The sequence below is a fragment of the Mycobacterium sp. genome, from assembly GCF_032162105.1.
GTDB lineage: Bacteria > Actinomycetota > Actinomycetes > Mycobacteriales > Mycobacteriaceae > Mycobacterium.
The window spans coordinates 1-23,998 of record NZ_JAVRPS010000430.1; the positions used below are offsets into that span (position 1 = coordinate 1).

26 protein-coding genes are annotated in these 23,998 nt (G+C 67.8%); 4 read left to right on the forward strand and 22 right to left on the reverse strand.

The features are described 5' to 3' along the window. Positions 1-156 precede the first annotated feature (156 nt). The 6 genes from QOC69_RS21875 to QOC69_RS21900 all read right to left on the reverse strand — a co-directional run bounded on the left by QOC69_RS21875 (position 157) and on the right by QOC69_RS21900 (position 5,846). Positions 157-579 (reverse strand): hypothetical protein, encoded by a 423-nt coding sequence (locus tag QOC69_RS21875; RefSeq protein WP_526443485.1) that lies wholly within the window; start codon positions 577-579, stop codon positions 157-159. Continuing rightward, positions 580-1,557 carry a porphobilinogen synthase gene (gene hemB / locus QOC69_RS21880; RefSeq protein ID WP_526443487.1) on the reverse strand — a complete coding sequence of 326 codons (978 nt, stop codon included), beginning with the start codon at positions 1,555-1,557 and terminating at the stop codon, positions 580-582. It lies immediately after the preceding gene. Between the two features lie 19 nt (positions 1,558-1,576). Then, the gene (locus tag QOC69_RS21885) at positions 1,577-3,235 is read right to left on the reverse strand and encodes a bifunctional uroporphyrinogen-III C-methyltransferase/uroporphyrinogen-III synthase (protein ID WP_526443489.1); all 1,659 of its coding nucleotides are present in this window, start codon (positions 3,233-3,235) and stop codon (positions 1,577-1,579) included. Continuing rightward, on the reverse strand, positions 3,232-4,176 hold the full coding sequence (gene hemC / locus QOC69_RS21890) for a hydroxymethylbilane synthase (RefSeq protein ID WP_526443491.1): 945 nt from the start codon (positions 4,174-4,176) through the stop codon (positions 3,232-3,234). The genes QOC69_RS21885 and hemC overlap by 4 nt, the downstream gene beginning before the upstream one ends. Before the next feature lie 3 nt (positions 4,177-4,179). Next, positions 4,180-5,523: a glutamyl-tRNA reductase gene (locus QOC69_RS21895; RefSeq protein ID WP_526443493.1), complete on the reverse strand. Its 1,344-nt coding sequence runs from the start codon at positions 5,521-5,523 to the stop codon at positions 4,180-4,182. Positions 5,524-5,588: 65 nt separating this feature from the next. Next, positions 5,589-5,846, reverse strand: coding sequence for a glutaredoxin family protein (locus tag QOC69_RS21900; RefSeq protein ID WP_526443495.1), 258 nt, complete (start codon positions 5,844-5,846; stop codon positions 5,589-5,591). A gap of 39 nt (positions 5,847-5,885) precedes the next feature. On the opposite strand from QOC69_RS21900, the gene QOC69_RS21905 reads away from it, so the two are divergent. Continuing rightward, positions 5,886-6,827, forward strand: a complete 942-nt coding sequence (locus QOC69_RS21905; RefSeq protein WP_526443497.1) for an HAD family hydrolase — start codon at positions 5,886-5,888, stop codon at positions 6,825-6,827. 121 nt (positions 6,828-6,948) lie between these two features. Next, positions 6,949-7,488: an FAS1-like dehydratase domain-containing protein gene (locus QOC69_RS21910; RefSeq protein WP_526443499.1), complete on the forward strand. Its 540-nt coding sequence runs from the start codon at positions 6,949-6,951 to the stop codon at positions 7,486-7,488. A gap of 3 nt (positions 7,489-7,491) precedes the next feature. Here QOC69_RS21910 and QOC69_RS21915 read toward each other — a convergent pair whose 3' ends face one another. The 9 genes from QOC69_RS21915 to QOC69_RS21955 all read right to left on the reverse strand — a co-directional run bounded on the left by QOC69_RS21915 (position 7,492) and on the right by QOC69_RS21955 (position 15,107). Further along, entirely contained in the window at positions 7,492-8,586 is a 1,095-nt protein-coding gene (locus tag QOC69_RS21915) for a lysophospholipid acyltransferase family protein (protein WP_526443530.1), read from the reverse strand. A gap of 14 nt (positions 8,587-8,600) precedes the next feature. Then, a complete protein-coding gene (locus QOC69_RS21920) occupies positions 8,601-9,689 on the reverse strand; it encodes an SDR family oxidoreductase (RefSeq protein WP_526443501.1) in 1,089 nt (362 codons plus the stop codon). A 29-nt stretch (positions 9,690-9,718) separates the two neighbouring features. Beyond that, entirely contained in the window at positions 9,719-9,820 is a 102-nt protein-coding gene (locus tag QOC69_RS21925; protein WP_003402602.1) for a 30S ribosomal protein bS22, read from the reverse strand. A gap of 180 nt (positions 9,821-10,000) precedes the next feature. Further along, a complete protein-coding gene (locus QOC69_RS21930) occupies positions 10,001-10,264 on the reverse strand; it encodes a helix-turn-helix domain-containing protein (protein ID WP_353358649.1) in 264 nt (87 codons plus the stop codon). A gap of 138 nt (positions 10,265-10,402) precedes the next feature. Further along, complete coding sequence (gene proC, locus QOC69_RS21935) at positions 10,403-11,275, reverse strand: pyrroline-5-carboxylate reductase (protein ID WP_526443504.1); 873 nt, start codon at positions 11,273-11,275, stop codon at positions 10,403-10,405. A gap of 28 nt (positions 11,276-11,303) precedes the next feature. Then, positions 11,304-12,164, reverse strand: a complete 861-nt coding sequence (locus QOC69_RS21940) for an acyl-CoA thioesterase (RefSeq protein ID WP_526443506.1) — start codon at positions 12,162-12,164, stop codon at positions 11,304-11,306. A gap of 75 nt (positions 12,165-12,239) precedes the next feature. Beyond that, the gene (locus QOC69_RS21945) at positions 12,240-13,085 is read right to left on the reverse strand and encodes a sugar phosphate isomerase/epimerase family protein (protein WP_526443508.1); all 846 of its coding nucleotides are present in this window, start codon (positions 13,083-13,085) and stop codon (positions 12,240-12,242) included. A 19-nt stretch (positions 13,086-13,104) separates the two neighbouring features. Beyond that, positions 13,105-14,124 (reverse strand): Rv0497 family membrane protein, encoded by a 1,020-nt coding sequence (locus QOC69_RS21950; RefSeq protein ID WP_526443510.1) that lies wholly within the window; start codon positions 14,122-14,124, stop codon positions 13,105-13,107. Then, entirely contained in the window at positions 14,121-15,107 is a 987-nt protein-coding gene (locus QOC69_RS21955; protein WP_526443512.1) for a Ppx/GppA family phosphatase, read from the reverse strand. The genes QOC69_RS21950 and QOC69_RS21955 overlap by 4 nt, the downstream gene beginning before the upstream one ends. A 34-nt stretch (positions 15,108-15,141) precedes the next feature. On the opposite strand from QOC69_RS21955, the gene QOC69_RS21960 reads away from it, so the two are divergent. Continuing rightward, a complete protein-coding gene (locus QOC69_RS21960) occupies positions 15,142-15,918 on the forward strand; it encodes a DUF3109 family protein (protein ID WP_526443514.1) in 777 nt (258 codons plus the stop codon). 18 nt (positions 15,919-15,936) lie between these two features. On the opposite strand, the gene regX is transcribed toward QOC69_RS21960, so the two are convergent. From regX to QOC69_RS21990, 6 genes are all read right to left on the reverse strand, one after another. Then, positions 15,937-16,623 (reverse strand): two-component sensory transduction protein RegX, encoded by a 687-nt coding sequence (gene regX, locus QOC69_RS21965; protein ID WP_526443516.1) that lies wholly within the window; start codon positions 16,621-16,623, stop codon positions 15,937-15,939. A gap of 72 nt (positions 16,624-16,695) precedes the next feature. Next, a complete protein-coding gene (locus tag QOC69_RS21970; RefSeq protein WP_526443518.1) occupies positions 16,696-17,874 on the reverse strand; it encodes a sensor histidine kinase in 1,179 nt (392 codons plus the stop codon). 139 nt (positions 17,875-18,013) lie between these two features. Then, complete coding sequence (locus QOC69_RS21975; protein WP_526443520.1) at positions 18,014-18,760, reverse strand: phosphoglyceromutase; 747 nt, start codon at positions 18,758-18,760, stop codon at positions 18,014-18,016. Between the two features lie 26 nt (positions 18,761-18,786). Further along, entirely contained in the window at positions 18,787-19,302 is a 516-nt protein-coding gene (locus QOC69_RS21980) for a YbjN domain-containing protein (protein ID WP_526443522.1), read from the reverse strand. A gap of 70 nt (positions 19,303-19,372) precedes the next feature. Next, positions 19,373-20,653 (reverse strand): D-inositol-3-phosphate glycosyltransferase, encoded by a 1,281-nt coding sequence (gene mshA / locus QOC69_RS21985; RefSeq protein ID WP_526443524.1) that lies wholly within the window; start codon positions 20,651-20,653, stop codon positions 19,373-19,375. A 49-nt stretch (positions 20,654-20,702) separates the two neighbouring features. Next, complete coding sequence (locus QOC69_RS21990) at positions 20,703-21,950, reverse strand: ROK family protein (RefSeq protein ID WP_526443533.1); 1,248 nt, start codon at positions 21,948-21,950, stop codon at positions 20,703-20,705. A 243-nt stretch (positions 21,951-22,193) separates the two neighbouring features. Here QOC69_RS21990 and QOC69_RS21995 point away from each other — a divergent pair, with 243 nt between their 5' ends. Next, on the forward strand, positions 22,194-22,952 hold the full coding sequence (locus QOC69_RS21995) for an SDR family NAD(P)-dependent oxidoreductase (protein WP_526443526.1): 759 nt from the start codon (positions 22,194-22,196) through the stop codon (positions 22,950-22,952). On the opposite strand, the gene QOC69_RS22000 is transcribed toward QOC69_RS21995, so the two are convergent. Beyond that, positions 22,930-23,998: L,D-transpeptidase (locus QOC69_RS22000; protein ID WP_526443528.1), on the reverse strand; the 1,069-nt coding region annotated here is incomplete at its 5' end. The two genes, QOC69_RS21995 and QOC69_RS22000, sit on opposite strands and share 23 nt — an antisense overlap.

A 23,998-nucleotide genomic window follows, 5' to 3' on the forward strand; every position in this document is an offset into this window, starting at 1 on the left:
CGGCCATCATGCCGCCCGCGATCAGCAACAACGACGCGACCACCCAGCACCAGAATGCGGCGGTGACGACACGCGGTCGCTGCTGTGAGGCTGTCATGTCCCGGCCAGCCTACTGTGCTCGATTCCAGGGTCGCTGAGGCTCCAGCCCTCCGGATGTCAGCGAACGAAGAAGGCGTGGGCGTCCTTGCGATGCAACAGGAACACGCCGCCCGCGATCAGCACCGACCCGACAATCGCGGTGACCGCGTAGGTGACCGCCGCCGCGGCGGGCCGGTCCACCGTGAACAGGCTGGTCGCCGCATACACCACCGACGCGATTCCGCCGCCCGTCAACAGCGTGCGCGCCCACCGGTAACCGTGCCGCATCAGAATCAGAAACGTGACCACCACCGCTGACATCACGACCACGAACATCGCAGAGATCGAGTACACGATCATCGGCGGATGATTCGCCCCGCTCACCACAAGGTCGACGACGTATCCGATCACCATCACCGGCAGCGCCGCCATCCACAGCCAGAATCCGGTGTCGACGTCAACGGGCCTGTGCGGCTCGGTCGTCGGCTCGTTGTTCGTCACTTACGCTAACCAACGGCCTACGTCGGCCGCCCAGTACGTCAGCACGATGTCAGCACCGGCGCGGCGGATGCTGGTCAACGTCTCTAGCGCCACCGTCTGCAGATCAATCCAGCCGTTGGCGGCGGCAGCGGTGATCATCGCGTACTCGCCCGAGACCTGGTACGCCGCCACGGGAACCGGCGAGATGTCGGCAGCCGCCCGCACCAGGTCGAGATAGCTCATCGCCGGCTTGACCATCACGATGTCGGCGCCCTCTTCGATGTCCAGCTCGATCTCGTGCACCGCCTCGCGGGCGTTGGCCGCGTCCTGCTGATAGGTGCGCCGATCGCCGCGCAGGCTGGAGGCCACGGCCTCGCGGAACGGACCGTAGAACCCCGATGCGAACTTGGCCGCGTAGGCCAGGATGATCGTGTCGGTGTGACCGGCAGCGTCCAGGCCGTCGCGGATCGCCGCGACCTGGCCGTCCATCATCCCGCTCGGGCCAACCACATCGGCTCCCGATTCTGCTTGCGCCACAGCCAATTCCACATATCGGGCATTGGTGGCGTCATTGTCGACCCGGCCCGACGCGTCCAAAACCCCGCAGTGGCCGTGATCGGTGAACTCGTCGAGGCAGGTGTCGGCCATCAGCACGGTGTCGTCGCCGAGATCCTTGGCCAGTTCGCGCAGCGCGACGTTGAGGATGCCGTCCTCGGCGATGCCTGCCGAACCGGTTGCGTCCTTGTCCTCCTCGCGCGGCACCCCGAACAGCATCAGGCCGCCGACGCCCGCGGTCACCGCGTCGGCGGCAGCCCGGCGCAGCGAGTCACGGGTGTGTTGCACGACGCCGGGCATGGAGGCGATGGCGCGCGGTTCGTCGATGCCGTCGGCGACGAACATCGGCAGCACCAAATGCCTTGGCTCGAGCGAGGTCTGCGCCACTAGCCGGCGCAACGCCGGTGTCGACCGGAGCCGACGGGGTCGATGGCGTGGGAACATCCGGACTCCTTTGAGTGAGTTACCGGCGCCGGCTCTTCTTGCGAGGCGGCGGCAGCGCTCCCTCGGCACGCAGCCGGGCGGCGTGTTCGGCGAGCGCCTCGACAAGCGGGCCTACCGCGGCAATTTCCGGTTGCACATCGACGCGTAGACCGAATTCCGCTGCGGTTTCCGCGGTTTTCGGGCCGATGCATGCAACGATCGTCCGCGCGTGCGGCTTGCCGGCGATGCCGACCAGGTTGCGCACCGTCGAGCTGGAGGTGAAGCAGACGGCGTCGAAGCCACCGGTCTTGATCATCTCGCGCGTCTGCGCGGGCGGCGGCGCCGCACGCACCGTGCGATAGGCGGTGACATCCTCGATTTCCCAGCCGCGTTCGCGCAGACCCTCGGCCAGTGTCTCGGTGGCGATGTCGGCGCGGGGCAGCAGCACCCGGTTCACCGGGTCGAAAATGTCGTCGTAGGGCGGGAACTCATCAAGCAATCCGAGCGACGATTGTTCACCCGACGGCACCAGCTCGGGGTTGATCCCGAAGGCCCGCACGCGGTCGGCAGTGGCCTGCCCGACGCAGGCGATCTTCACGCCCGAGAACGCCCGCGCGTCCAGCCCGAACTCGTTGAACTTCTCCCACACCGCGCGCACGGCGTTGGTGGAGGTGAACACGACCCACTGGAACCGGCCGTCGACCAGACCCTTGACCGCGCGCTCCATCTGCGCGGGGCTGCGCGGCGGCTCGACGGCGATGGTCGGCACCTCGATCGGCAGTGCGCCATGGCTGACCAGCTTGTCGCTCATCTCACCGGCCTGGTCCTTGGTGCGCGGCACCAGCACGGTCCAGCCGTACAGGGCCCGGCTTTCCCACCAGTTCAGCTTGCCGCGGTTGGCGACGGTCTTGCCGATGGTCACCACCAGCGGACCGGCCACCGGGGTCGGTTCGGTGCCGGCGAGCGTCGCCTTGTCGAGCAGCCCGGCCAGCGTGGTCTCCACCGAACGCTGCTGGCAGGTCGTGCCGTTCGCGGTCACGACGGTAGGCGTGGTGTCGGCCAATCCGAACTCGATCAGCGTGCGCGCCGCATCGGGCAAATGAGATGCGGTGGCGTGCAGGATCAACGGGCCGGGCGCGGCGGCCAGCGCCGCCCAGTCCACGTCACCGCGGACATCGGCCACCGTGTGCGCCGATCCCAGCGGCAGCCCCGCATAGGTCGGTACCGCGGTGGTGTCGGGCAAGCCTGGCACGATCTCGAAATTCAGGTGCGTCTTCGCCAGTGCGGTCACTTCGGTGATGACGGCGTCCACCGACAGCGGATCGCCCGCCACCAGCCGGACCACGTCGACGCCGGTGCGTGCCTCGGTCGCCAGCGTCTTGGCGACCTCTGCCGGGTCACCGAGCGCGGGCCGGACGTCGGGGCCACCCGGAATCGTCGGCCCGGTTTCACCGTCCGCGTCCTCGGCCTGCGCCGTGCCGGCGTCGGCCGGTTCCGGGCCCGACGGCGGCGGCAGCTCCGAACCCACGAGGGCCAGCACCGCTTCGGGGACGTCGGGATCGGTGAACACCAGGGCGGCGTTGGCCAGCACCGTGCGGGCCCGAGTCGTCAGCAGCCCGGGGTCACCGGGTCCCGAACCGACGAAGGTGATGCGGCCGAGCTTCGCCTTGCGCCCGCGGCCGCCTCCATGCCCAGTCATCTGTCTCTCCCAGCCTCTGCCAACAGATCGCGTGCCCCCAGCTCGAACAACTCCTCGGCCACCGAGAGCCCCAGCTCTCGTGCCCGATCGGGAGACCCGATGCCGGACGCACGAATCACGTCGGATCCGTCCAGCGTCGCCACGCAGCCGCGCAGCGACAACTCGTCGAAGACACGGCCGTCCTCATCGATGGACTCGACCACCTCGGCGATCGCCCCCACCGGTGCGGAACAACCCGCCTCCAGCTCGGCGAGCAGGGCCCGTTCAGCGGTGACCGCTGCGCGTGTGTCGGCGTCGTCCAACTCCGCCAGCAGCGCGGCGAGCTCGGTGTCGCCTGCGCGGCACTCGACCGCGAGCGCACCTTGGGCCGGCGCTGGCAACATCTGCACCGGCTCCAGAGTCTCGGTGACATCCGCCAGCCGCCCGATGCGGGCCAGTCCCGCACGTGCGACCACGATGCCGTCGAGATCACCGTTGCTAACCCTGTTCAACCTGGTATCAAGGTTGCCTCGTAGGGGGCGGATTTCCAAACCGAGACCCAATGCTCTAAGCTGCGCGACCCGCCGCGGGCTCGACGTGCCGATCACCGAGCCCGCCGGCAACTCTCCGAGCACCATCCCGTCGCGGGCCACCAACGCGTCCCGTGGGTCTTCGCGCGGGGGTATTGCGGCGATCACGAACCGCGGGTCTGGCGCCGTCGGCAAATCCTTGTGCGAGTGCACGGCCATGTCGACGCTGTGGTCGTGGATGGCCTCACGCAGCGCCGCTGTGAACACGCCAACGCCGATGTCGGCAATCGGACCGGTCGACCGGTCACCTTCGGTGGAGATGATGACAAGCTCAGCGGCGTGCCCCTTGGCCGCGAGGGCGTCCTTGACGGCACCAGCCTGCGTTTTCGCCAACAGGCTGCCTCGAGTGCCTATCCGGATTACTTCTCTCAAGCGCTACTCGGTTTTATCGAGATCTGTTGTCACCAAAGGCAGTTCGCCCGCAGCGACGGCGTCGACGGCCTGCTGGTCGAGCTCGAACAACTCGCGCAGAGCCTCCGCATAGCTGTCCCCGCCTGGCGCGCTGGCCAGCTGTTTGACCCGCACTGTCGGCGCGTGCAGCAGCTTGTCGACGACGCGTCGTACCGTCTTGGCGACCTCGTCGCGGTGCGCGGCGTCCAGCTCCGGCAGCCGGTTGTCCAGCCGCAGCAACTCGGCCTCCACAACGTTGGCGGCCCGCTGACGGAGCGCGGTGACGGTCGGGGTGACCTCGGCCATCCGCTGTCCGGCCAGGTAGTTGGCAACCTCTGCGGCGACGATCGCGCGGGCGGCCTCGGCATCGGAGGCCGCGGCGCGGGCCGACGGCTCGCGCTGGATCCGGTCCATGTCGACCACGTACACGCCCGGAAGGCCGGCGACCGCGGGGTCGACGTCGCGGGGCATGCCGAGATCGCAGATCACCAGCTGCCGAGGCCCCGACCGGCCCATCAGGCCACGGTGAGCGTCAGCAAGGGAGACCACTGGGCGCACCGCGCCGGTACAGGAGACCACCACGTCGGCGTCGGCCAGGACGCCGGCGATGTGGTCGAGCGGATAGGCGTCGGCCTCGATTCCCTGCTCGCGGATGCTGTGCGCGAGCCTGCGAGCCCGGGGCAGCGACCGGTTCACCACGTGGATGCGGTCGATACCCTCTCGGATCAGGTGCCTGGCAGCCAGCGCACCCATCGAGCCTGCGCCGACGACGACCGCGGCGCGGCCTGCTAAGCCGCCCAGCTTGCTGTCCGCCATGCCAAGCGCCACCGACACCACCGAGGCGCCCGCGGAGTCGATGCCGGTCTCGGAATGCACGCGCTTGCCGACCGACAGCGCGCGTTGGGACAGCTCGTGCAGGGTGCGGCCGACGGTGTGGTTGGCCTCGGCGGCGGCGTAGGCGCGGCGGACCTGGCCGAGCACCTGCTGCTCGCCGATGACCGCCGAGTCAAGGCCGCTGGCGACCGCGAAGAGATGCTCGACGGCCGCCTCCGCGTACCGCACGTATGCGTACTTCGTCAGGTCGTTCAGTGACATGCCGGAGTGTTCGGAGAGCACCTGGCCGATCACCGAGAGGCCACCGTGGAACGCCTCGACGACGGCGTAGACCTCGACGCGGTTGCAGGTGGACAGCACCATCGCCTCGGTCACCAAGGACGACTGCAGCACCTGGTCGACGATCTTGGCCTGATCGGACTCGTCGGTGCTCAATTGCTCGAGCACCGACACCGGCGCGCTGCGGTGCGAAACCCCGAAAAGCAACACGCTCACGGCTGCATCACCACGTCATCCACGGTAGTCGTTTACCAGCTGGGCTACCAAATTTGCTCGATCCGTCAGCCCCTGGCCAGATCCGCCCGCAGCCGGGACTCGTCGACCTCCCAGTAACTGTGTTCCGCGCCGTCCAACAGCACCACGGGAAGCCGGTCGCCGAACTCGGCTCGCAGCGCGGAATCCCCTGCCGCGGCGACGGCGTCGACATCGGTGACGGTCAGCTCGAAGCCCAGCTCGTCGGCCAACGTGGCGAGCCGCGTCGCGGCGCCCGAGCAGATCGTGCAGCCCTCACGTGTGAGCAATTCCACCCGCCGCTTCACTAGGCAAGTATCGCTACCCGGGTGACTTACTGTTAATTCGTGTCCGAAACCGGGGGAGCCGACGTCGAGGGGGCACTCCCCTCGCAAGCTGGGGGCCCTCCCGCGCGAAACGCAGGGGGAGCCGCCCTAAGCGAGCTCGCGGGCGAGGCCAGTGCCGAGGCCGCTGTCGCCGAGCTAGAGGCCGTCACCGCCGGGCCTCCCCCACCACCGGATCTGACCGCCGCGGCATTCTTCGACGTCGACAACACCCTGGTGCACGGCTCGTCGCTGGTGCACTTCGCCCGCGGCCTGGCCGCCCGCAAGTACTTCACCTACGGCGACTTGGGCCGATTCGTTTACGCGCAGGCTAAGTTTCAGCTCACCGGGCGGGAGAACAGCGACGACGTGGCTGCGGGCAGGCGCAAGGCGCTGGCGTTCATCGAGGGCCGCTCCACCGCGGAGCTGGTGGCTCTCGGCGAGGAGATCTACGACGAGATCATCGCCGACAAGATCTGGCCGGGTACCCGCGCGCTGGCGCAGATGCACCTCGACGCCGGGCAGCAGGTGTGGCTCGTCACCGCAACGCCCTACGAGCTGGCCGCCACGATCGCCACCCGGCTCGGGCTGACCGGTGCGCTCGGCACGGTTGCCGAGTCGATCGACGGGGTGTTCACCGGCCGGCTGGTCGGCGACATCCTGCACGGCAGCGGCAAGGCGCATGCGGTGCGGTCGCTGGCCATCCGCGAAGGGCTGAATCTGCGCCGCTGCACCGCCTACTCCGACAGCTTCAACGACGTGCCGATGCTGTCTCTGGTCGGCACGGCCGTCGCGATCAACCCCGATGCCGACCTGCGCGACGTGGCCCGCGAGCGTGGTTGGGAGATCCGCGATTTCCGGACTGCCCGCAAGGCGGCCCGGATCGGCGTGCCGTCGGCGCTCGCGCTCGGCGCGGCAGGCGGGGCACTGGCGGCGATCGTTTCGCGACGGCAAGGGGGCGCCTGAGCGGCGGGGCCCGCGCCGCGACAAAGGCGCCTGAGCGGCGGGGCCCGCGCCGCGACAAACGTGCGCGGAAAAGTCGCTGATAGGCTCGCGCCGCAAACACGTGGAGGGAAGAACAACCACCATGGGCATCGCTGACGACATCATCGGAACCCACTACCGCTACCCGGACTACTTCGAAGTCGACCGGGAAAAGATCCGTGAGTTCGCCCGAGCCGTCAAGGACGAGCACCCGGCCCACTACACGGAGGCGGCCGCCAAGGAGTGCGGGTACGACGCCATCGTGGCGTCGCTGACGTTTCTGGCAGTGGCAGGCCGACGCGTGCAGCTGGAGATCTTCAACCACTTCGACGTGCCGGTCAACATGGAACGGGTGCTGCACCGCGATCAGAAGCTGATCTTCCACCGGCCGATCCTGGCGGGCGACAAGCTGTTCTTCGACTCCTACCTCGATTCGGTGATCGAGTCGCACGGCGCGGTTATCAGCGAGATCCGCGGCGAGGTGACCGACGCCGACGGTAAGCCGGTGATCACCAGCGTCGTCACCGTGCTTGGCGAGGCCGACTCACCGGACGAGGCCGACGAGGTGTCGGCGAGGATCGCCGCCCGACGCGACGAGGCCATCGCGAAAATGGTTGCTGGGCAAAGTTCGATAAAGAGCTGAGCCTCAGCCGAGGAACATGTTCCTGCGGTTTGCCAGCAGCTGATACAGCGTCTGCTGGATGGTCTCGCGCACCTGGTCGGTCACCTCGAAGGTGACCATCGGATCGTCGGCAGCCGACTCGTCGTAGTCGTCGGTAGAGATCGGCTCGCCGAACTGGATGTGCCACTTGGACGGCAGCGGCACCATTCCGGCAGGCCCGGCCAACGGGAACAGCGGGGTGATCGGGAAGTACGGCAACCCGAACAGCCGGGCCAGCAGCTTGACGTCGGCGATCATCGGGTAGATCTCCTCGGAGCCGACGATCGAGCACGGCACGATCGGCGCCTTGGTCCGCAGTGCGGCCGAGACGAAGCCGCCGCGGCCGAAGCGCTGCAGCTTGTAGCGATCCTTGAAGTGCTTGCCCAACCCCTTGTAGCCCTCGGGGAAGACGGCGGTCAGCTCGCCGGCGGCCAGCAGCCGGTGAGCGTCGGCCGTGCACGCCATCGTGTGGCCGGCCTTGCGCGCGGCATGACCGACCATCGGCATGTCGAAGACCATGTCCGCGGCCAGCAGGCGTAGGTCCCGGTGCGTCGGGTGCTTGTCGTGCACCGCCACCGCAGTCATCAGTCCGTCGAACGGCAGCACGCCCGCGTGGTTGGCGACCACCAGCGCCGCGCCGGACGTCGGCAGATTTTCAATCCCGCTGACCTCAACCCGGAACCACGACTTGAAAAGCACACGCAGCAAAGGCAAAAAGATTGCGTTGTTGAGGTGCGAGTCGAACCCGAACTCGTCGACGGTGTAGTCACCCATCATCCGTTTACGGACGAATTCGGCGACCGCGGCGATCCGCTTGGCGCCTACGGACGGCGTGTCCTCGGCGGGCGCGGTGCCCGTGACGGCGCCGCGCCGCTGGTCGATCTCACGCACGACCGCGGCGATCTGCTCGGCAGAAGCACGCCCGCCGGGATCCGAAAGCAGCGAAGGATGTCGGCGTGAGCTGTCGGCGCGCGCCGCGGCGGCGCGCCGCTGAGCCGACGTTCGACCCGAATTTGAGTGCAGCGGAATGACTTTAGCTTTGGACTCGCCCGCCACGTTATTACCTTCTCCCCACCCGATTTGAGAATGTTGTTCTAGCGTCCCCAGCGTTGCGCCACAGAAACGGCGCGACTCTCCATTGAGCGTACCCACCGAGGGTCGATGATCGGAGTCAATCCGCGACCTCGGACGTAATCGTCAAAAGCTTCCGCGGTCGTCCACTTCGGGCTGTAGCCAAGGTCGTTTCGCATCCGTGATGTATCCATCACCCGGCCGTAACTCAAGTAGTCAAGCTGCTCGCGATCGAGTTCAGTGTAGCGAGTTGCGCGCCTTAGCGAATCCACAGCCCATAGCGCCGAGCGCGGCACCGGCAGCGGAAGCCGCCCCGAGCGTCGGATGGCCTGACTCATCATTATGATGCCGGGCGCCCCGACGTTGAACGTGCCCGCCTTGCCTGCCATCGTCGCGCGATCCAGCACACCGAGCGCGTCCTGCTCGTGCAGCAGCTGCAGCCGCGCATCGTGACCGACCACCGTCGGCACCACCGGACCGGCCAGGTACCGCGACAGCGCGGTGTCCATCGCGGGGCCGATCATGTTGGCCAGCCGGAGGATGGTGACCGCGATATCGGGCCTGCGCCTGCCCACCCCGCGGGCGTAGCCCTCGATGTCGATGCTGTCGCGGGCGAACCCCTCGCCCGGCGGCCTGCGTGCGCTGGTGTCCTCGGTGAACAGCACCGGGTCGCGGGAGCAGGAGCCGTACACCTCTGACGTCGACTTGAGGATGACGCGGCGCACCGACGGTGCCTTCTGGCAGGCCGCGAACAACTGGATCGCGCCCATCACGTTGAGTTCCTTGAGCGTTGCGCGCCCGCCCGAGCGCGGAGCGTAGGAGGCCGCAGCGGCGTGCACCACGGTGTCGACATCGCCGTTGCGGATGACCTTGGCGATGAATGGGTTGCGAATGTCGGCGCGCACGAACTCTGCGCGCCCCATCCGTCGCAGCAGGTCCTTGCTCGGCGCGATCGCGTCGACCGCGATCACGTGGTTGATCAACGGGTTCTGCGCGAGCCGGGCGGTCAGATATCCGCCAAGGAACCGGCATGCGCCCGTGACCAGGACGACCTTCGGATAGTGGACGGTGTCGCGGGAGTCGGACCCGCTCGATTGGCCCCCGGAATCCATTCGGACAGCCTAACGGCCGAATGGGAAAGCTACTTGCCGAGCTTTCTGCGCTGCACTCGCGTGCGACGAAGCAGCTTGCGGTGCTTCTTTTTCGACATGCGCTTGCGCCGCTTCTTGATGACTGAACCCATGAACTCCGCTACCTACGACTTTCGGGGCCTTTCCGGGCCTCTTGACCCGCATACCTTACCCGGGGGGCCTAGGTAAACGGAAAACGCGCTCTTGCGCCAACGCTGAAGTCCCGGTGTGGCGCATGCCGACATTTTGGCCGGGATTGCGCCGTGACGTTGCGGTCGCGAGAAAGTTTCCCGCTAGCCCGCGTCGAAGTACGAGCTCTCCAACATGTCGTGGACAGCCTTGGCGTGCACCCGGAATGAGCGCCCGACCCGGACGGCGGGCAATTCGCCGTTGTGCACCAACCGATACACGGTCATCTTGCTGACCCGCATCAGGCTCGCCACTTCGGCGACTGTCAGAAATTGAGCTCGTGGCGGTTGACCATCGGTCGGGCCGGCGTCACGCGCCGCCTTCCCACTAGCCGAATCCCGCGCCGATGGCCCGTTCATAGACGTCATCGCAACCCAATCCATCAGGCACGGACAGTCCCAGCGGCTTCCCCACCGCTGGCACCAACCCGTGCTTACATTGGGAGAATAGCGTGGCCAATGGGGTTACTGCGACGGGTGTGGGCTATTCTTTTTGAAATTCATTAATTACTCTGATGTAATTCCGAGCTGCTCAGAGCGCTTTTTTGCGGCTTCGACCGCCTCGGCGACGGCCGCCCGCAAACCGCCCCGTTCGAGTTCCCGCAGCCCAGCGGCGGTGGTACCGCCCGGCGAGGTAACCGTGGCACGCAGTTGCGCGGCGGTGGTGTCCATCGCTGTGCCCATCGCCGCGTCACCCGCCGGCTGAGCCTCGTCAAGGCGTTCCAGCAACATCGCGGCCGAGCCTGCCATCGTTTGCACGACCAAATCGGTCGCCACCGAGCGTGTCAACCCGGCGGCGACGCCGGCGTCGACGAGGGCCTCGACCATCAGGAAGAAGTACGCAGGCCCGGAGCCCGACACCGCGGTGACCGCGTCGAGTTGCGACTCGGGCACCGTCAGCACCCCGCCGACCGCGTCGAAGATCGCAGAGACCTCTTTGAGGTGATCGGCGGTGGCGAATCGGCCGCGCGCCAGCGCGCTGACTCCCCCGCCGACGACGACAGGCGCGTTGGGCATCACCCGGATGACCGGCGATCCGGCCGGCAGCTTGTTTTCGTAGAACCCGGTTGTCACGCCAGCGACAACCGACACGAAAACCTGTTCGGCGGCATCGCTTTCGGCCTTCGCCGCCGCGTCGGCGATTTCGCCGACCACGCTTCCCGCATCGGCGGGCTTAACCGCGACGATCACGTAGGTCGCGGTGTCGACCGCGTCGGAGACCGTCGTCACCAGCACCGAATACGTGTCGGACAGATACTTCGCGCGATCGGGACTCTTCTCGGCGACCACCAGATCCTTGACCTGCCGCCCCGAGCGCAGCAGCCCCGACAGCAGCGCCTCGCCGATACTCCCACCGCCGACGATCGCGATTCTGACCATGCGGGAAAGCATTGCATGCGTCCGACTCTTACTGTGCGGGCGGCACCATCGCCAGTTGACGGCTCTGCACGATGATGCGGCCCTCGCAGTCGACGACGATGTGGTCCTCGTCGAACCAGTCCTGGCCGATCTGCACGGCGGTACACATGACGCGGAGCCACCCGTCGGCAGGCAAGGCCCGTAGATAGGCGGTCAGCTGCACCGTGGGCGCCCAACCGGTGCGGCCGACGGCGAACGTCACCGGCGCCGACACGTCGCCACACAGCAGCGCGAACAGCACGTCCGGCGCGACGCCCTTGGGCCGCACCCAGTACTCGAAGACCGGCGGCCCGCCGTCGGAGCGCGGCCCGAGGGTGTGCAGCGCGGGCCGGATGTCGCACCCGTGGGCCAGATGCACGACGTGTTCCATCGGATGGCCCGGCCCGATCGGCTCGAGACCCGGCGGCGGCTCCGGTGTCATCAGCGGCACCACCGGGTTGAACGACAACAACGGCGGGACGTGGTGCTCGGGGTCGCCAAGGGTCACCGACGCCCGCACTGCCGTTCTCTGCTCTTCGCGCGAGCGCTCATCGCCGACCCGTACGCCCTGTTGCAGCTCGACGTCGACCAGGCTGACGCGGCGCCCCCGCTTGCGCACGGTGGCCACCAGCCGTATCGCCCCGGGATCAGGCGCCCACAGGAAGTTCCCGGTCACCGCGATCGGCTGCACCTCCCCTGAGGAGTGAGCCAGATGGGCCGCCTTCGCGCACAACGCCAGCATGGCGCCGCCGTGCACCTTCTCCCCGATCGTCCAATGCTGGTTGAGCACGCCCTCGAAAACACTCACCGTGTCGTCGGACGACACCGTAGTGAGCCTCATGGCATCGGTGAATAGGGTGGAATCGTCCATCTGGGTCCGTTTCAGCTCAATCTGTTCTTCGCGCAAGCGCTCATCACCGTCATCTGTCCTTCGCGCAAGCGCTCATCACCGCAGCAGGTTCGCGCGGGCGAACTCGAGTGACTCGGTCAGCAGCTCCTCGCGCTCGGTGGCATTGCGCGCCCGCGAGGTGGTGACCTCCAGGATCACATGACCGGAGAAATCGCCTGCGGCCAGCATCTGGCAGATCTCGACCGCGGGCTGGGTGCCGCGACCGGGCACCAGATGCTCGTCGGTCGCCGCGCCACTGCCGTCGCACAGATGCAGGTGCACCAAACCCTCACCCATCCTCTTGGCCATGTCGATGGCGTCGGTGCCCGCCGTGGCCGAATGCGACAGATCGAGCGTGTAGTGCGCGTGCTCGCCATCCAGCGGGTCGTAGGACGGCGCGAACGCGGAGATGGCCACGCCCGGGGTGCCACCGCGCTTGCGCATCCGCTCGATGGACGGGGTGCCGGTGCCGAAGAAGCGGTCGGCGCGGAACGGGAACATGTTCTCCACCGCGACCATCACCGCGCTGCCCGTCTCGAGCTCGGCGACCTGTTCGCCGAACCCCTCGGCGTAGCGACGCTGCCACCGGAACGGCGGATGCACCACCACCGTCTGGGCACCGAGCTGTTCGGCGGCGCGCACGCTGCGCTCCAGCTTGGTGATCGGATTGGCGCCCCAGACGCGTTGGGAGATCAGCAGGCACGGCGCGTGCACCGACAACACAGGCATGTCGTAGCGAGCGGAGATGGCAGCAACAGCATCTACGTCCTGGCTGACCGATTCCGCCCACACCATCAGTTCGACGCCGTCGTAGCCCAGCCGCGCGGCGTACTCGAAGGCCGCCTCGGTCCTCAGCGGATAGACCGAGGCCGTGGAAAGACCGACCTTGATGGCAGGGCGCACTGTTGTCGATTGTGGTGCGTCAGTGCGCCTGCAACAGCGCCAGGGGTCCCAATGTGACCATCGCCCCTACGGCCACCGCGATCAGCGTGCTGCCGATGTCCTCGGTCTTGCGCACCACCCGCACCCCAACCACCAGGCCGAGGATGACCAGCACCGCCAGCACCAGGGCGACGATGCTGTTCCACTTCCACAGCTGGTCGAACGCGATGAACAGACCCGCGCCGAAGGCCACGGCGAGGATGCACTGGCCAACCACCCAGACGCCCCGGAGGAACGACGAACCCCGATCCTCGGGCGCTTCGGCCTCGGTGACGTCGACGTGCCCGTCGTCCTCGCCGAGGTCGATGTCCTCCGGCCCCGGCGCCCGTCCCCGACGGGCCAGGTCGTCGGCCACTGATTGGCCGCCGAACAGGGTGTCCGAGTTCGACCGCAGGTAGGACGGCCGACGGGACGGTGCCTCCGCCTCCGCCGGTGCGGCATCGAAGGAGGCGGCGACGTCGTCGGCTTCGTCGACGTCATCGACGTCATCGACGTCGAGCATGCTCAGGTGGTCGTCGGACTCGTCGTCGTCGTCGACGAGGGGGTCCGGGCTCATCTGCTCGGCGCCACCGGCAGACGCGGAGAATCCGGTGCGCGGGGCGACCTGCGGACGCCGGGGCGGCGGAGCGAAGTCCAGCGGCTCGGGATCGGCGTCGCGCTTTTCGAGGTGGGCGGCGTAGTCCGCTTCGGCAGGCGCCAGTTCGGGCGCGTGCTCGACGATCCCGTTCGTGGGAGCCGGCGCAATGGGCTCGTCGTCGGGTTCGTCGGGCACCACAGCGTCGGCGACGTCGTCGGACTCCACGGTGTCCCCGACGTCCGTGGTGTGGGTCACGATGGGGATCTCGCCGGTCAATTCGGCGACGGTGATCGAGTCGGCGTTGCCGCGCCGACGACGCCGTCGTCCACCCACCGGCGGGGACCCGATGGTCCCGTTCTTGGCCAGCAGTTCGGCGACCGAGATCGGTCGGGTGCTGCTGTGGCCGTCCTGTGGTTCTGTCATCGTGTGTTGTCCCTGGCCCCGGCTAAGCCTGCGGATGTCTCCATCAAGGCGGTTCCGTCGGCCTCACTGTCGAGTTTCCGCAAAATCAGCCCCTCTCGCAACGCCCAGGGGCAAATGTCTACCGTATCGATTCCAAGTGCCCGCATACTCGCCTCAGCTACCAACGCGCCTGCCACGATCTGTGGCGCCCGCTCGGCGCTCACCCCTTCCAGTTCTGCTCGGTCGGTCGCGGTCATCCTAGAGATGAAAGCTATGAGTTGCCGCAGGCCCGCTGCTGTCAGTGTCCTCTTCACCCTCGGTCCCGCGCCGGAGGGCGCCGCGCCGGTGAGTCGCGCCAACGACCGGAAGGTCTTCGACGTCGCCACCGTCAGGTCCGGCACGCCCGCGTCGAGCACCTTGGCTCCGGCGTCGGCCATCTCGGTGGTCAGCCAGTCCCGCAGCATCGCAACGCGGCGCCGGCCCGGCGGGTCCTCCGGCAGCCACTCCCGGGTCAGCCGGCCCGCACCCAGCGGCAGCGACAACGCCACCTCGGGCTCCTCGTCGACGCCGCTCGACAGTTCCAGCGATCCGCCGCCGATGTCGATGTTGATGATCCGGCCCGCGCTCCAGCCATACCACCGGCGCACCGCAAGGAAGGTCAGCCGGGACTCGTCGACCCCACTGAGCACCTTGAGTGCCACGCCGGTCTCCGCGAGCACCCTTGCGAGTACGTCCTCGGAGTTCTTGGCGTCCCGCACGGCCGACGTCGCGAAGGCCATCAGCTCCGCGCAGCCCGAACTCCCGGCGATCTTGGCGAACTCGTCGATGGTGCCGACCAGCTTGTCGGCGCCCTTGCGGGTCAGCTTGCCCGAGGTGTCGATCGCCTCGGCCAAGCGCAGCGATGCCTTGGTCGAGCTCATCGGCGTCGGGTGCCCACCACGACGCGCGTCCACCACCAATAGATGAACCGTGTTGCTACCCACGTCGAGCACGCCCAATCGCACACAACCCACGTTATCCGGTCTACCGTTGTATTCCGTGAGCGGACCGCATCGTGGTGAGGTGGAACTCGACTTCGCCCGCGAATGGGTTGAGTTCTACGACCCGAACAACCCAGAGCACTTGATCGCTGCCGACATGACGTGGCTGTTGTCGCGGTGGACGTGCGTGTTCGGCACGCCAGCGTGTCAGGGCACGGTCGCGGGCAGGCCAGACGACGGCTGCTGCTCGCACGGCGCGTTCCTGTCCGACGACGACGACATCGCCAAGCTCGACGACTCTGCCAAGCAGCTGACGGACGAGGACTGGCAGTTCCGCGAGAAGGGCCTGGGCCGCAAGGGCTACCTGGAGATGGACGAGTACGACGGCAAGCCCAACTATCGGACGCGAAAGTACAAGGGCGCCTGCATCTTCCTCAACCGTCCGGGTTTCGCCGGCGGCATCGGCTGTGCGCTGCACAGCAAGGCGCTCAAGCTGGGTGTGGAGCCGCTGACCATGAAACCGGACGTGTGCTGGCAGCTGCCGATCCGGCGCAGTCAGGAATGGGTGACGCGGCCCGACGGCACGGACATCCTCAAGACCACCATCACCGAGTACGACCGGCGTGGCTGGGGCGAGGGCGGATCAGACCTGCACTGGTACTGCACGGGTGATCCTGCGGCGCATACCGGTTCGCGCCAGGTGTGGCAGTCCTACGCCCCCGAACTCACCGAGCTGCTCGGCGACAAGGCGTACACCGAGCTGGCGGCGATGTGCAAGCGACGCAGCTCCCTCGGCTTGATCGCCATACACCCCGCAACGCGCGCCGCGAAGTAACGGCGGCCGTCGGGCAGCTCAGCCCTCCAGCTTGTAGCCGAGCCCGCGCACGGTGACGAGGTGTACGGGGTTGGCCGGGTCGGCCTCGATCTTCGACCGCAGACGCTTGACGTGCACGTCGAGGGTCTTGGTGTCGCCGACGTAGTCGGCACCCCACACCCGGTCGATGAGCTGGCCCCGGGTCAGCACCCGGCCGCTGTTGCGCATCAGGTACTCGAGGAGGTCGAACTCCTTGAGCGGCAACGTGATCGGCTCACCGTTGACCGACACGATGTGCCGCTCGACGTCCATCCGCACCGGGCCCGCCTCGAGCACCCCGTCGGCGATCCCTGAGTCGTCGTTGTCGACGCCGCGGCGCAACACCGCCCGGATGCGGGCGATCAGTTCACGTGCCGAGTACGGCTTGGTGACGTAGTCGTCGGCGCCGAGTTCCAGCCCCACGACCTTGTCGATCTCGCTGTCGCGCGCCGTGACCATGATCACGGGCACGCTGGACCGGGAGCGCAGCTGTTTGCACACGTCGGTCCCGCTCATCCCCGGCAACATGAGGTCAAGTAACACGATGTCGGCACCCGCACGCTCGAATTCGGCCAAGGCCGACGGACCGTCGGCGACGACCGTCGCCTCGAATCCCTCCTTGCGCAGCAGGAATGCCAGGGGATCGGCCAGGGACTCCTCATCTTCCACGATCAATACACTGGTCATCGATGCCTCGTGCCTTCCGTCGATGCGCCTCTCGCGGCGTCCTGCACCATCAACACACTGGTCATCTGTTGACTAGTCCTCTCGTTCGTCCGACTCGTCATCGGTATAGGGGTAGGCCGGAATCGACAAGGTGAAGGTCGACCCGGTGCCCGGCTGGCTCCACAGCCGGATGGATCCGTTGTGATTGGCCGCGACGTGCTTGACGATGGCCAACCCCAGGCCCGTGCCACCGGTGGCACGGGACCGCGCCTTGTCGACGCGGAAGAATCGTTCGAAGACCCGCTCCTGGTCGGCCCGCGCGATGCCGATACCCCGGTCGGTGACGGCGATCTCGACGTTGTCGCCACGCCGGCGCCTGCTGATCGATACCGAGGACCCGTCGGGTGAGTACGCGATGGCGTTGGAGACCAGGTTGGCGATGGCGGTTGCCAGCAACGGCTGATCGCCGAGCACGCGGTATCCGGTTGGTGCGTCGGTGGTGATCGCGATGTCGGCGTTGTCGGCGGCCAGCTTGTAGCGGGAAAGCGCCTCGGCCACAACGGTGTCCACGTCGACGTCGTCGAGATCGGGCAACGGCTCCGCACCTTGCAACCGGGACAACTCGATCAGCTCACCGACCATCTTGCCCAACCGAATGGACTCCTTGACCATCTTCTCGGCGAAGCGGGTCACGGTCTGCGGGTCGTCGGTCGAGGCCAGCAGCGCCTCGGCGAGTACCCCCATTGCCCCGACCGGGGTCTTGAGCTCGTGACTCACGTTGGCGACGAAATCGCGGCGGGTTGCCTCCATGCGGGCCTGCTCGGACTGGTCGTCGACGTAGACGACCGCGAAACGTCGGTCATCCTCGGTCAGCAGGCGCACGTGGCCACGCACCGAGAGGCCGGACCGACCCGGGGTCTGGCGCTTGGCCGGCGACAGGTCGATGTCGACGTCCTCGCCCGTGGCCAGGGTGCGTTGCGCCGCGGACCAGGCACGATCGTCGAGCAACCGGTCCCGCACCAGGCCCAGCTCGCGCGCCTGGTCGTTGATGTAGACGACGTCACGGTAGGTGTCGACCACGACGATCCCCACCGGAGCCAAGGAGACGATGCGAGCCAGCATCTGCGAGATGGTGATGCCGTCCTGTTGGACGGCCCGACGTTTCCGGCGATCGGCGATTCGCGGGACCAACGCCACTCCGAGCGCCGCGCCCAACGCCAGCGCGAGTAGCGCCACGACTGCGGTCAGCAGCAGCGCGGACACCACACTCACGAGCAAATCGTACGCATTGGGTGAACGTCATCCCAGCAGCGTGCGGCCAAAACCGGACATGTCACAGACTCAAACACAGGAGTTCGGGTTCCGTTCACCTGTGTTCACCGAGTGTTCGCCTCGGGCGGGCTGCGGGTCGCTATTTGGCGCCCTGCGCAGCAACGGCGGCGGCGCCAGCGGCGGCGGCGTCCGGATCGAGATACTTTCCGCCGGGGACCGTGGGCTTGAGGTCCTCGTCCAGCTCGTAGAGCAGCGGAATGCCGGTCGGGATGTTCAGGCCGACCACGTCGTCGTCGGACATTCCGTCCAGGTACTTCACCAGCGCCCGCAGCGAGTTCCCGTGCGCGGCGATCAGCACGGTCTTGCCCGCCTTCAGATCGGGCACGATGGTCTCGGTGTAGTACGGCACGAACCGCTTCACCACGTCGGCCAGACACTCGGTGAGCGGGCCGCCCCCGATGTCGGCGTAGCGCGGATCGGCGTCCTGGCTGTATTCGCTGCCGGGTTCGATGGGCGGCGGCGGGGTGTCGTAGCTGCGCCGCCACGCCATGAACTGATCCTCGCCGTACTTCTCCTTGGTCGCGGCCTTGTCCAGACCCTGCAGCGCCCCGTAGTGCCGCTCGTTGAGCCGCCAGGTTCGGTGCACCGGGATCCAGTGCCGTTCGGCCTCATCGAGTGCCAGATTGGCGGTGTTGATGGCCCGCCGCAGCAGCGAGGTGTAGAGCACGTCGGGCAGCACGCCCTGCTCGGCCAGCAATTCACCGCTGCGCACGGCTTCCGCCCTGCCCTTGTCGGTGAGATCGACGTCCACCCACCCGGTGAACAGGTTCAGCGCGTTCCATTCGCTCTCGCCGTGACGGAGCAGAATCAGCGTGGCGGCTCCCATGACCGAAATCCTCTCATGCGACGCGGCTAGTCGTCTTGGTCGTCTTGGTCGTCGATCAGATGCTCGAATGCCTTCAGGTTCTGCAGGGACTCACCACGCGACACCCGCCACTCCCATTCCTTCTGGATCGAGGTCCGAAAACCCAACTCCAGCAACGTGTTGAAGTCCTGATCGACGGCCTCGAGCACCTGACCGAGCACGCGGTCGATCTCGTCGGGCGTCACCGCGTGAAGGGCCATCCGGCCGACGAGGTAGATGTCGCCCACGTTGTCCAGGGTGTAGGCGACGCCGTAGAGCCTGCGGTTGCGCTTGAGCAGGAATTTGTAGACGCCCTCGAAGTTCTCGTCGGGCTTGCGGCAGACGAACGCCTCGACGCGCACCGAGTGCTCGCCGATGGACAGGATCGTGTTGGTCTTGAGCCGCCGTTCCCCCGGCAGCTCGACGATCAGCCCGGGCAGGCCGCCCCGCGCGCCCTCGTGGTGGCTGTAGACCAGGTCCTGCTCCTTGAGAACGTCTTCGATGATCTGCTGGACGCTGCTCATTGCTCGGCTCCCCACTCGCTCCGGTCCTCGCTCGTCCCTCGCTGCGATCCTCACTCGCGGTCGCCTTCGGTCAGGCGCGCACACCCCGCCGGATCGAGAACCGCCGACCGTTGCGCCGCGCCACGAGGTCGCGGCCCTGGTGGCGGGCCCGGAAATCGGTGATGGCCCGGCCGTAGGAGGCCAGCAGAGCGTCCACGGTGTGGGACCAGGAGAAGGTCGCGGCGTGTTCGACCGCGGCGGCGCGCATGGTCTCCGGCCCGCGTCGGAACAGCCCGTCGATGGCGGCGGCCCAGTCGTCGATGTCGTGGCCGGGCACCAGCACGCCGCTGACCCCGTCGCGCACCGCGACCGGCAACCCGCCGACCGCGGCGGCCACCACCGGCGTGCCGCACGCCTGTGCCTCGACGGCGACGAGCCCGAACGACTCCGAATAGCTCGGCACGGCGACCACGTCGGCGGCCCGGTACACGTTGACCAGTTGCTCGCGGGACTGCGGCGGCAGGAACGTGACGCGGTCGGCGATGCCCAGTTCGTCGGCGAGACGGACTAGACCGTCGGGGCTCGCGAGCCCGCTGCCGGAGGGGCCGCCTGCGATGACGACATGCACGTCGGGCAGCTTGGCCGCCGCGCGCAGCAGTACGTCGGGAGCCTTGAGCGGCTGAATGCGGCCGACGAACGCCACCATCGGCTCGTCGGCGGCGAGTCCCAGCGCAGCGCGCGCGGCCCGCTTGTCACCGGGGGTGAACATGGTCAGGTCGACGCCGGGGTGCACCACGTCGATGCGGTCCGGATCGGCGTGGTGCAGCGAAACCAGTTGCTGCGCTTCATCTTCGGTGTTGACGATCAACCGGTCGGCCTCGTCGACCACCTGCTGCTCGCCGACCGCCCGCAGCGGTGGTTCTGGCGAGTCCCCGGTGGCCAGCGCAGCGTTCTTGACCGCGGCGAGCGTGTGGGCGGTATGCACCAGCGGCACCGCCCACCGGTCCCTGGCCAGCCAGCCGACCTGCCCCGACAGCCAGTAGTGCGAGTGCACGACGTCGTAATAACCGGGCTCGTTGGCGGCTTCCGCGCGCAACACGCCTGCGGTGAACGCGCACAACTGGGTGGGCAGGTCGTACTTGTCGAGCCCCTCGAACGGACCTGCCACCACGTTGCGCACCAGCACTCCTGGCGCCACCCGCACGACCGGCGGGTCCGCAGACGACGTCGCGCGGGTGAAGATCTCCACCTCGACGCCGCGGCGGGCCAACTCCAGCGCAGTCTGCAGCACGTAGACGTTCATCCCGCCTGCGTCACCGGTACCCGGCTGGGCCAACGGCGAGGTATGGACCGACAAGACGGCTACGCGCACACTCCATACTTACACCGGCGCGAATCAGCCCTCGTCAGGCGGTCGATTCTCAGGCAGGCTCAAGTCGGCGGCTCTGGGCCCGCCGCATCGCGCCGATTGGGTCGGCGTACAGGCCGCCCAGCGACACCACGCCGGCCCCCGCCTCCTGGACGCGGTTGCCGAAGGCCGTCACCCGGATGTCGCGAGGCGAAAGCACCGACCGCTTCTCGAACGCGGCCTCCACCAGCGCCATGCCCTCCGGGTACTCGGTGAATGCCTGCCCACCGACGACGAGGTCATCGGGGTTGAGCATGTCGCGCAGCAGCGCGACGGCCTCGCCAAGCACCCTGGCCCGCTCGGCCAGCAGCTCGGCGGCCTGCTCGTTGCCCTGACGCGCCGCGCGCAACACCGCCGCGACCGTCGATGCGGGCCCCTCGGCGGGCACGATGCGCAGCTTGCGCGCCGCCGTCAATACCGCCTCGTCGCTGACCGTCGACTCCAACAGCCCGGTGCCACCCAGCACGTCCGACTGCGCGGGCAGCGCCGCGATGGTGCCGGGGCCACTGGTGGGCGAGTGCACCTGACCGCCGATCGACAGTGCATAACCGACGGTTTCACGGGCGTAGACGTACAGGCTGGTACCCGACTGGGCGCTGAGCCTGCGAACGCCGAGCAGCAACTCGGCGCCCGCCATGGCGTCCACGTGCGATGCCAAAGAGACTGGCAGCCCCAGTGTTTCGGCCAGCACGGCGCCGACCGGGGCGCCCGACCAGCCCAGCCGGGCGTGATCGAGATGCCCGGTGACGCTGTCGACGACACCGCCCGCCGCGACGCCGACCCACAGCGCGCGGCGGCGATGCCAACGGCTCAGGTAGCGACGCGCGCTGCCGGCCAGCGACGCCAGGGCAGCGTTCTGCGTGCCCCGCGGGGTCGGGGTCTCGACCACGTCGAGTGTGCGGCCGAACAGGTCGGTGGCCACGATGCTGGTGGTGCGGGCACCGATGTGGATGCCCAGGGTCAGGAAGGGTTCGTGGTTCACCTCGACCGGCACCCGGGGCCGTCCGATCGCGCCGGAGACGGCGAGGTCTGCGCGTTCGCGCAGCACACCGGCGTCGAGCAGGGCGGTGACCTGGCGGTTGACCGTCGCGATGCTCAGGCCGGTGACCTGGGCGATGACGTCACGGGCGATCGGCCCGCGCAGCCGGGCCGCGCCGAACACCGACGCGGCAGCGGCGTCGGCGACGCGCAGCGAGGGAGCCACGATGTGGTGGCGGGCCAGAAGGGCACGCTTGGCGTGCGCCGTCGGCGTCTGACGAATGGCAGTAGTGGGGCTTGCGGTCAAGATTGGGGTGGCGGTCGATGCGCGCACTGTGTGTCCTTTGGGAGAAGTCGGCTGGTGGGGTCCGGGCCACACCTGCGACTCATCAGGACGAAGAACGTCTGCGGTTCAGTCAGGCGCGGCAATAAGCGCGACAACAACAACACGCGCGCCGAACGGCGCTGCGGGAAGCCTGACTGGCGGACACACGAAGAATTTAGCACGCCAACTAAAGTTGGACGCATGACGAGAGCCCAATCCCCCCAGCGGGTGGCAGTGGTCACCGGCGCCAGCTCCGGTATCGGCGAAGCGACCGCGAGAACCCTTGCCGGACTTGGCTTCCACGTGGTCTGCGCAGCCCGTCGCGAGGACCGCATCAAGGCCCTCGCCGAGGAGATCGGCGGCACCGCCATTGTGGCGGACGTCACTGACCCCGAGGCCGTCGACGCCCTGGCGGCCAGCCTCGAGCGCGTCGACGTGCTGATCAACAACGCGGGCGGGGCCAAGGGCACCGAGCCGGTCGCCGACGCCGACCTCGAGAACTGGCGGTGGATGTGGGAGACGAACGTGATGGGCACCCTGCGGGTGACCAGGGCGTTGCTGCCGAAGCTGATCGACTCCGGTGACGGGCTGATCGTCACGATCACCTCGATCGCCGCGTTCGAGATCTACGACGGCGGCGCCGGCTACACCTCGGCCAAGCATGCACAGGGCGCACTGCACCGCACACTGCGTGGCGAGTTGTTGGGAAAGCCGGTGCGGCTCACCGAGATTGCGCCGGGAATGGTGGAGACGGAATTCTCCGTGGTCCGGTTCGGCGGCGACAAGGACAAGGCCGACGCGCTGTATCAGGGGCTGACGCCGTTGGTGGCCGCCGACATCGCCGACGTGATCGGCTTCGTGGCGTCGCGGCCGTCGCACGTGAACCTGGACCAGATCGTGATCCGGCCGCGGGATCAGGCCAGCGCGACCCGCAAGTTCACCCGCCCGGAGACGTCGTAGCCGGAGTAGGACTGACCGTGACCTGGCTGGGCGGCGTCGTGGTGGGCGTGCCGGACAGAGTCGGCGCATCGGTCGGCGTAGCGGGCGCGTTGGTGGGGATGTTCGACAGGGGTGTGTCGGAGTTCAGTGCCGACATCGCCTTCCAGTCGTCCCAGCTCACGGCCCAGTCCCAGATGTCGCCGTCGGCGTAGGACAGCTCGATCGACGTGCCGGTGACCTCGACGGGGTCGCCGTACACCGCAGTGTTGAAGTACTGCTGTGCGTTGTCCGTCGAGAGGTTGATGCAGCCGTTGGTCACGTTGCTGCTGCCCTGCACCCCGACGGTGCTCGGGTTGGCGTGGATGAACTCGCCGTTGTTGGAGATCCGGACTGCGAACCGCTCGTGGGCGTTGGTGTAGCCGGCGGCCGGGTTCGACATGTAGAAGTCTTCGTACTTCTCGGTGACGACGTGGATGCCGCTGCGGGTGATGTTGCGCGGCAGATCCGCCTCGCCGTAGCTGCACGGCAGGGTCATGATGACGCCGGCGTCGGTGATCACCTCGATCTGGTGCGACGACGCCTCGGCCTTGACGACCTGCCGCCTGCCGATCTCGAAGTCCAGCGTCAGATCCTGGGCGCCGAACGCGCCCTCCCCGAACGGAATGCCGTAGAGGTTGGCCGCGACGTGCACCTTGGTGCCCGCCGGGTAGTAGTCCCTGGTGCGCCAGTGCACCCGGGATCCGCCGACCTCGTCGGGCAGCCAGGCCCAGCTGCCCTCGACGGGTGGCGTGGTGGTTACCTTCAGTGCCTTCTCGACCGAGGCCTTGTCGCTGATCGAGGCATCGAACTGCATGATGATCGGCACTGCGACGCCAACGGTCTGTCCGTCGGCGAGCTGGAACTGCCCGTTGACCTGGGTCTGCGGGGTGACGGTGGTGATGTTGCCTGCCAGCGGGACGGCCTTGCCGTCACGCCCGACGACGGCGCCGCCCCACGAATAGACCACGCCGTAGCCGAGTGGCTCGGTGGTGGTGAACGACGTCCGGTCGCGGTTGATCACCCCGGCG

What these genes read in the sequence shown, in the direction of transcription:
- hemB (WP_526443487.1), bottom strand. Translation starts at nt 1,557, where the DNA reads ATGTTCCCACGCCATCGACCCCGTCGGCTCCGGTCGACACCGGCGTTG.
- QOC69_RS21885 (WP_526443489.1), bottom strand. Translation starts at nt 3,235, where the DNA reads ATGACTGGGCATGGAGGCGGCCGCGGGCGCAAGGCGAAGCTCGGCCGC.
- QOC69_RS21910 (WP_526443499.1), top strand. Translation starts at nt 6,949, where the DNA reads ATGGGCATCGCTGACGACATCATCGGAACCCACTACCGCTACCCGGAC.
- QOC69_RS21920 (WP_526443501.1), bottom strand. Translation starts at nt 9,689, where the DNA reads ATGGATTCCGGGGGCCAATCGAGCGGGTCCGACTCCCGCGACACCGTC.
- QOC69_RS21925 (WP_003402602.1), bottom strand. Translation starts at nt 9,820, where the DNA reads ATGGGTTCAGTCATCAAGAAGCGGCGCAAGCGCATGTCGAAAAAGAAG.
- QOC69_RS21930 (WP_353358649.1), bottom strand. Translation starts at nt 10,264, where the DNA reads ATGACGTCTATGAACGGGCCATCGGCGCGGGATTCGGCTAGTGGGAAG.
- proC (WP_526443504.1), bottom strand. Translation starts at nt 11,275, where the DNA reads ATGGTCAGAATCGCGATCGTCGGCGGTGGGAGTATCGGCGAGGCGCTG.
- QOC69_RS21940 (WP_526443506.1), bottom strand. Translation starts at nt 12,164, where the DNA reads ATGGACGATTCCACCCTATTCACCGATGCCATGAGGCTCACTACGGTG.
- QOC69_RS21950 (WP_526443510.1), bottom strand. Translation starts at nt 14,124, where the DNA reads ATGACAGAACCACAGGACGGCCACAGCAGCACCCGACCGATCTCGGTC.
- regX (WP_526443516.1), bottom strand. Translation starts at nt 16,623, where the DNA reads ATGACCAGTGTATTGATCGTGGAAGATGAGGAGTCCCTGGCCGATCCC.
- QOC69_RS21975 (WP_526443520.1), bottom strand. Translation starts at nt 18,760, where the DNA reads ATGGGAGCCGCCACGCTGATTCTGCTCCGTCACGGCGAGAGCGAATGG.
- QOC69_RS21980 (WP_526443522.1), bottom strand. Translation starts at nt 19,302, where the DNA reads ATGAGCAGCGTCCAGCAGATCATCGAAGACGTTCTCAAGGAGCAGGAC.
- QOC69_RS21995 (WP_526443526.1), top strand. Translation starts at nt 22,194, where the DNA reads ATGACGAGAGCCCAATCCCCCCAGCGGGTGGCAGTGGTCACCGGCGCC.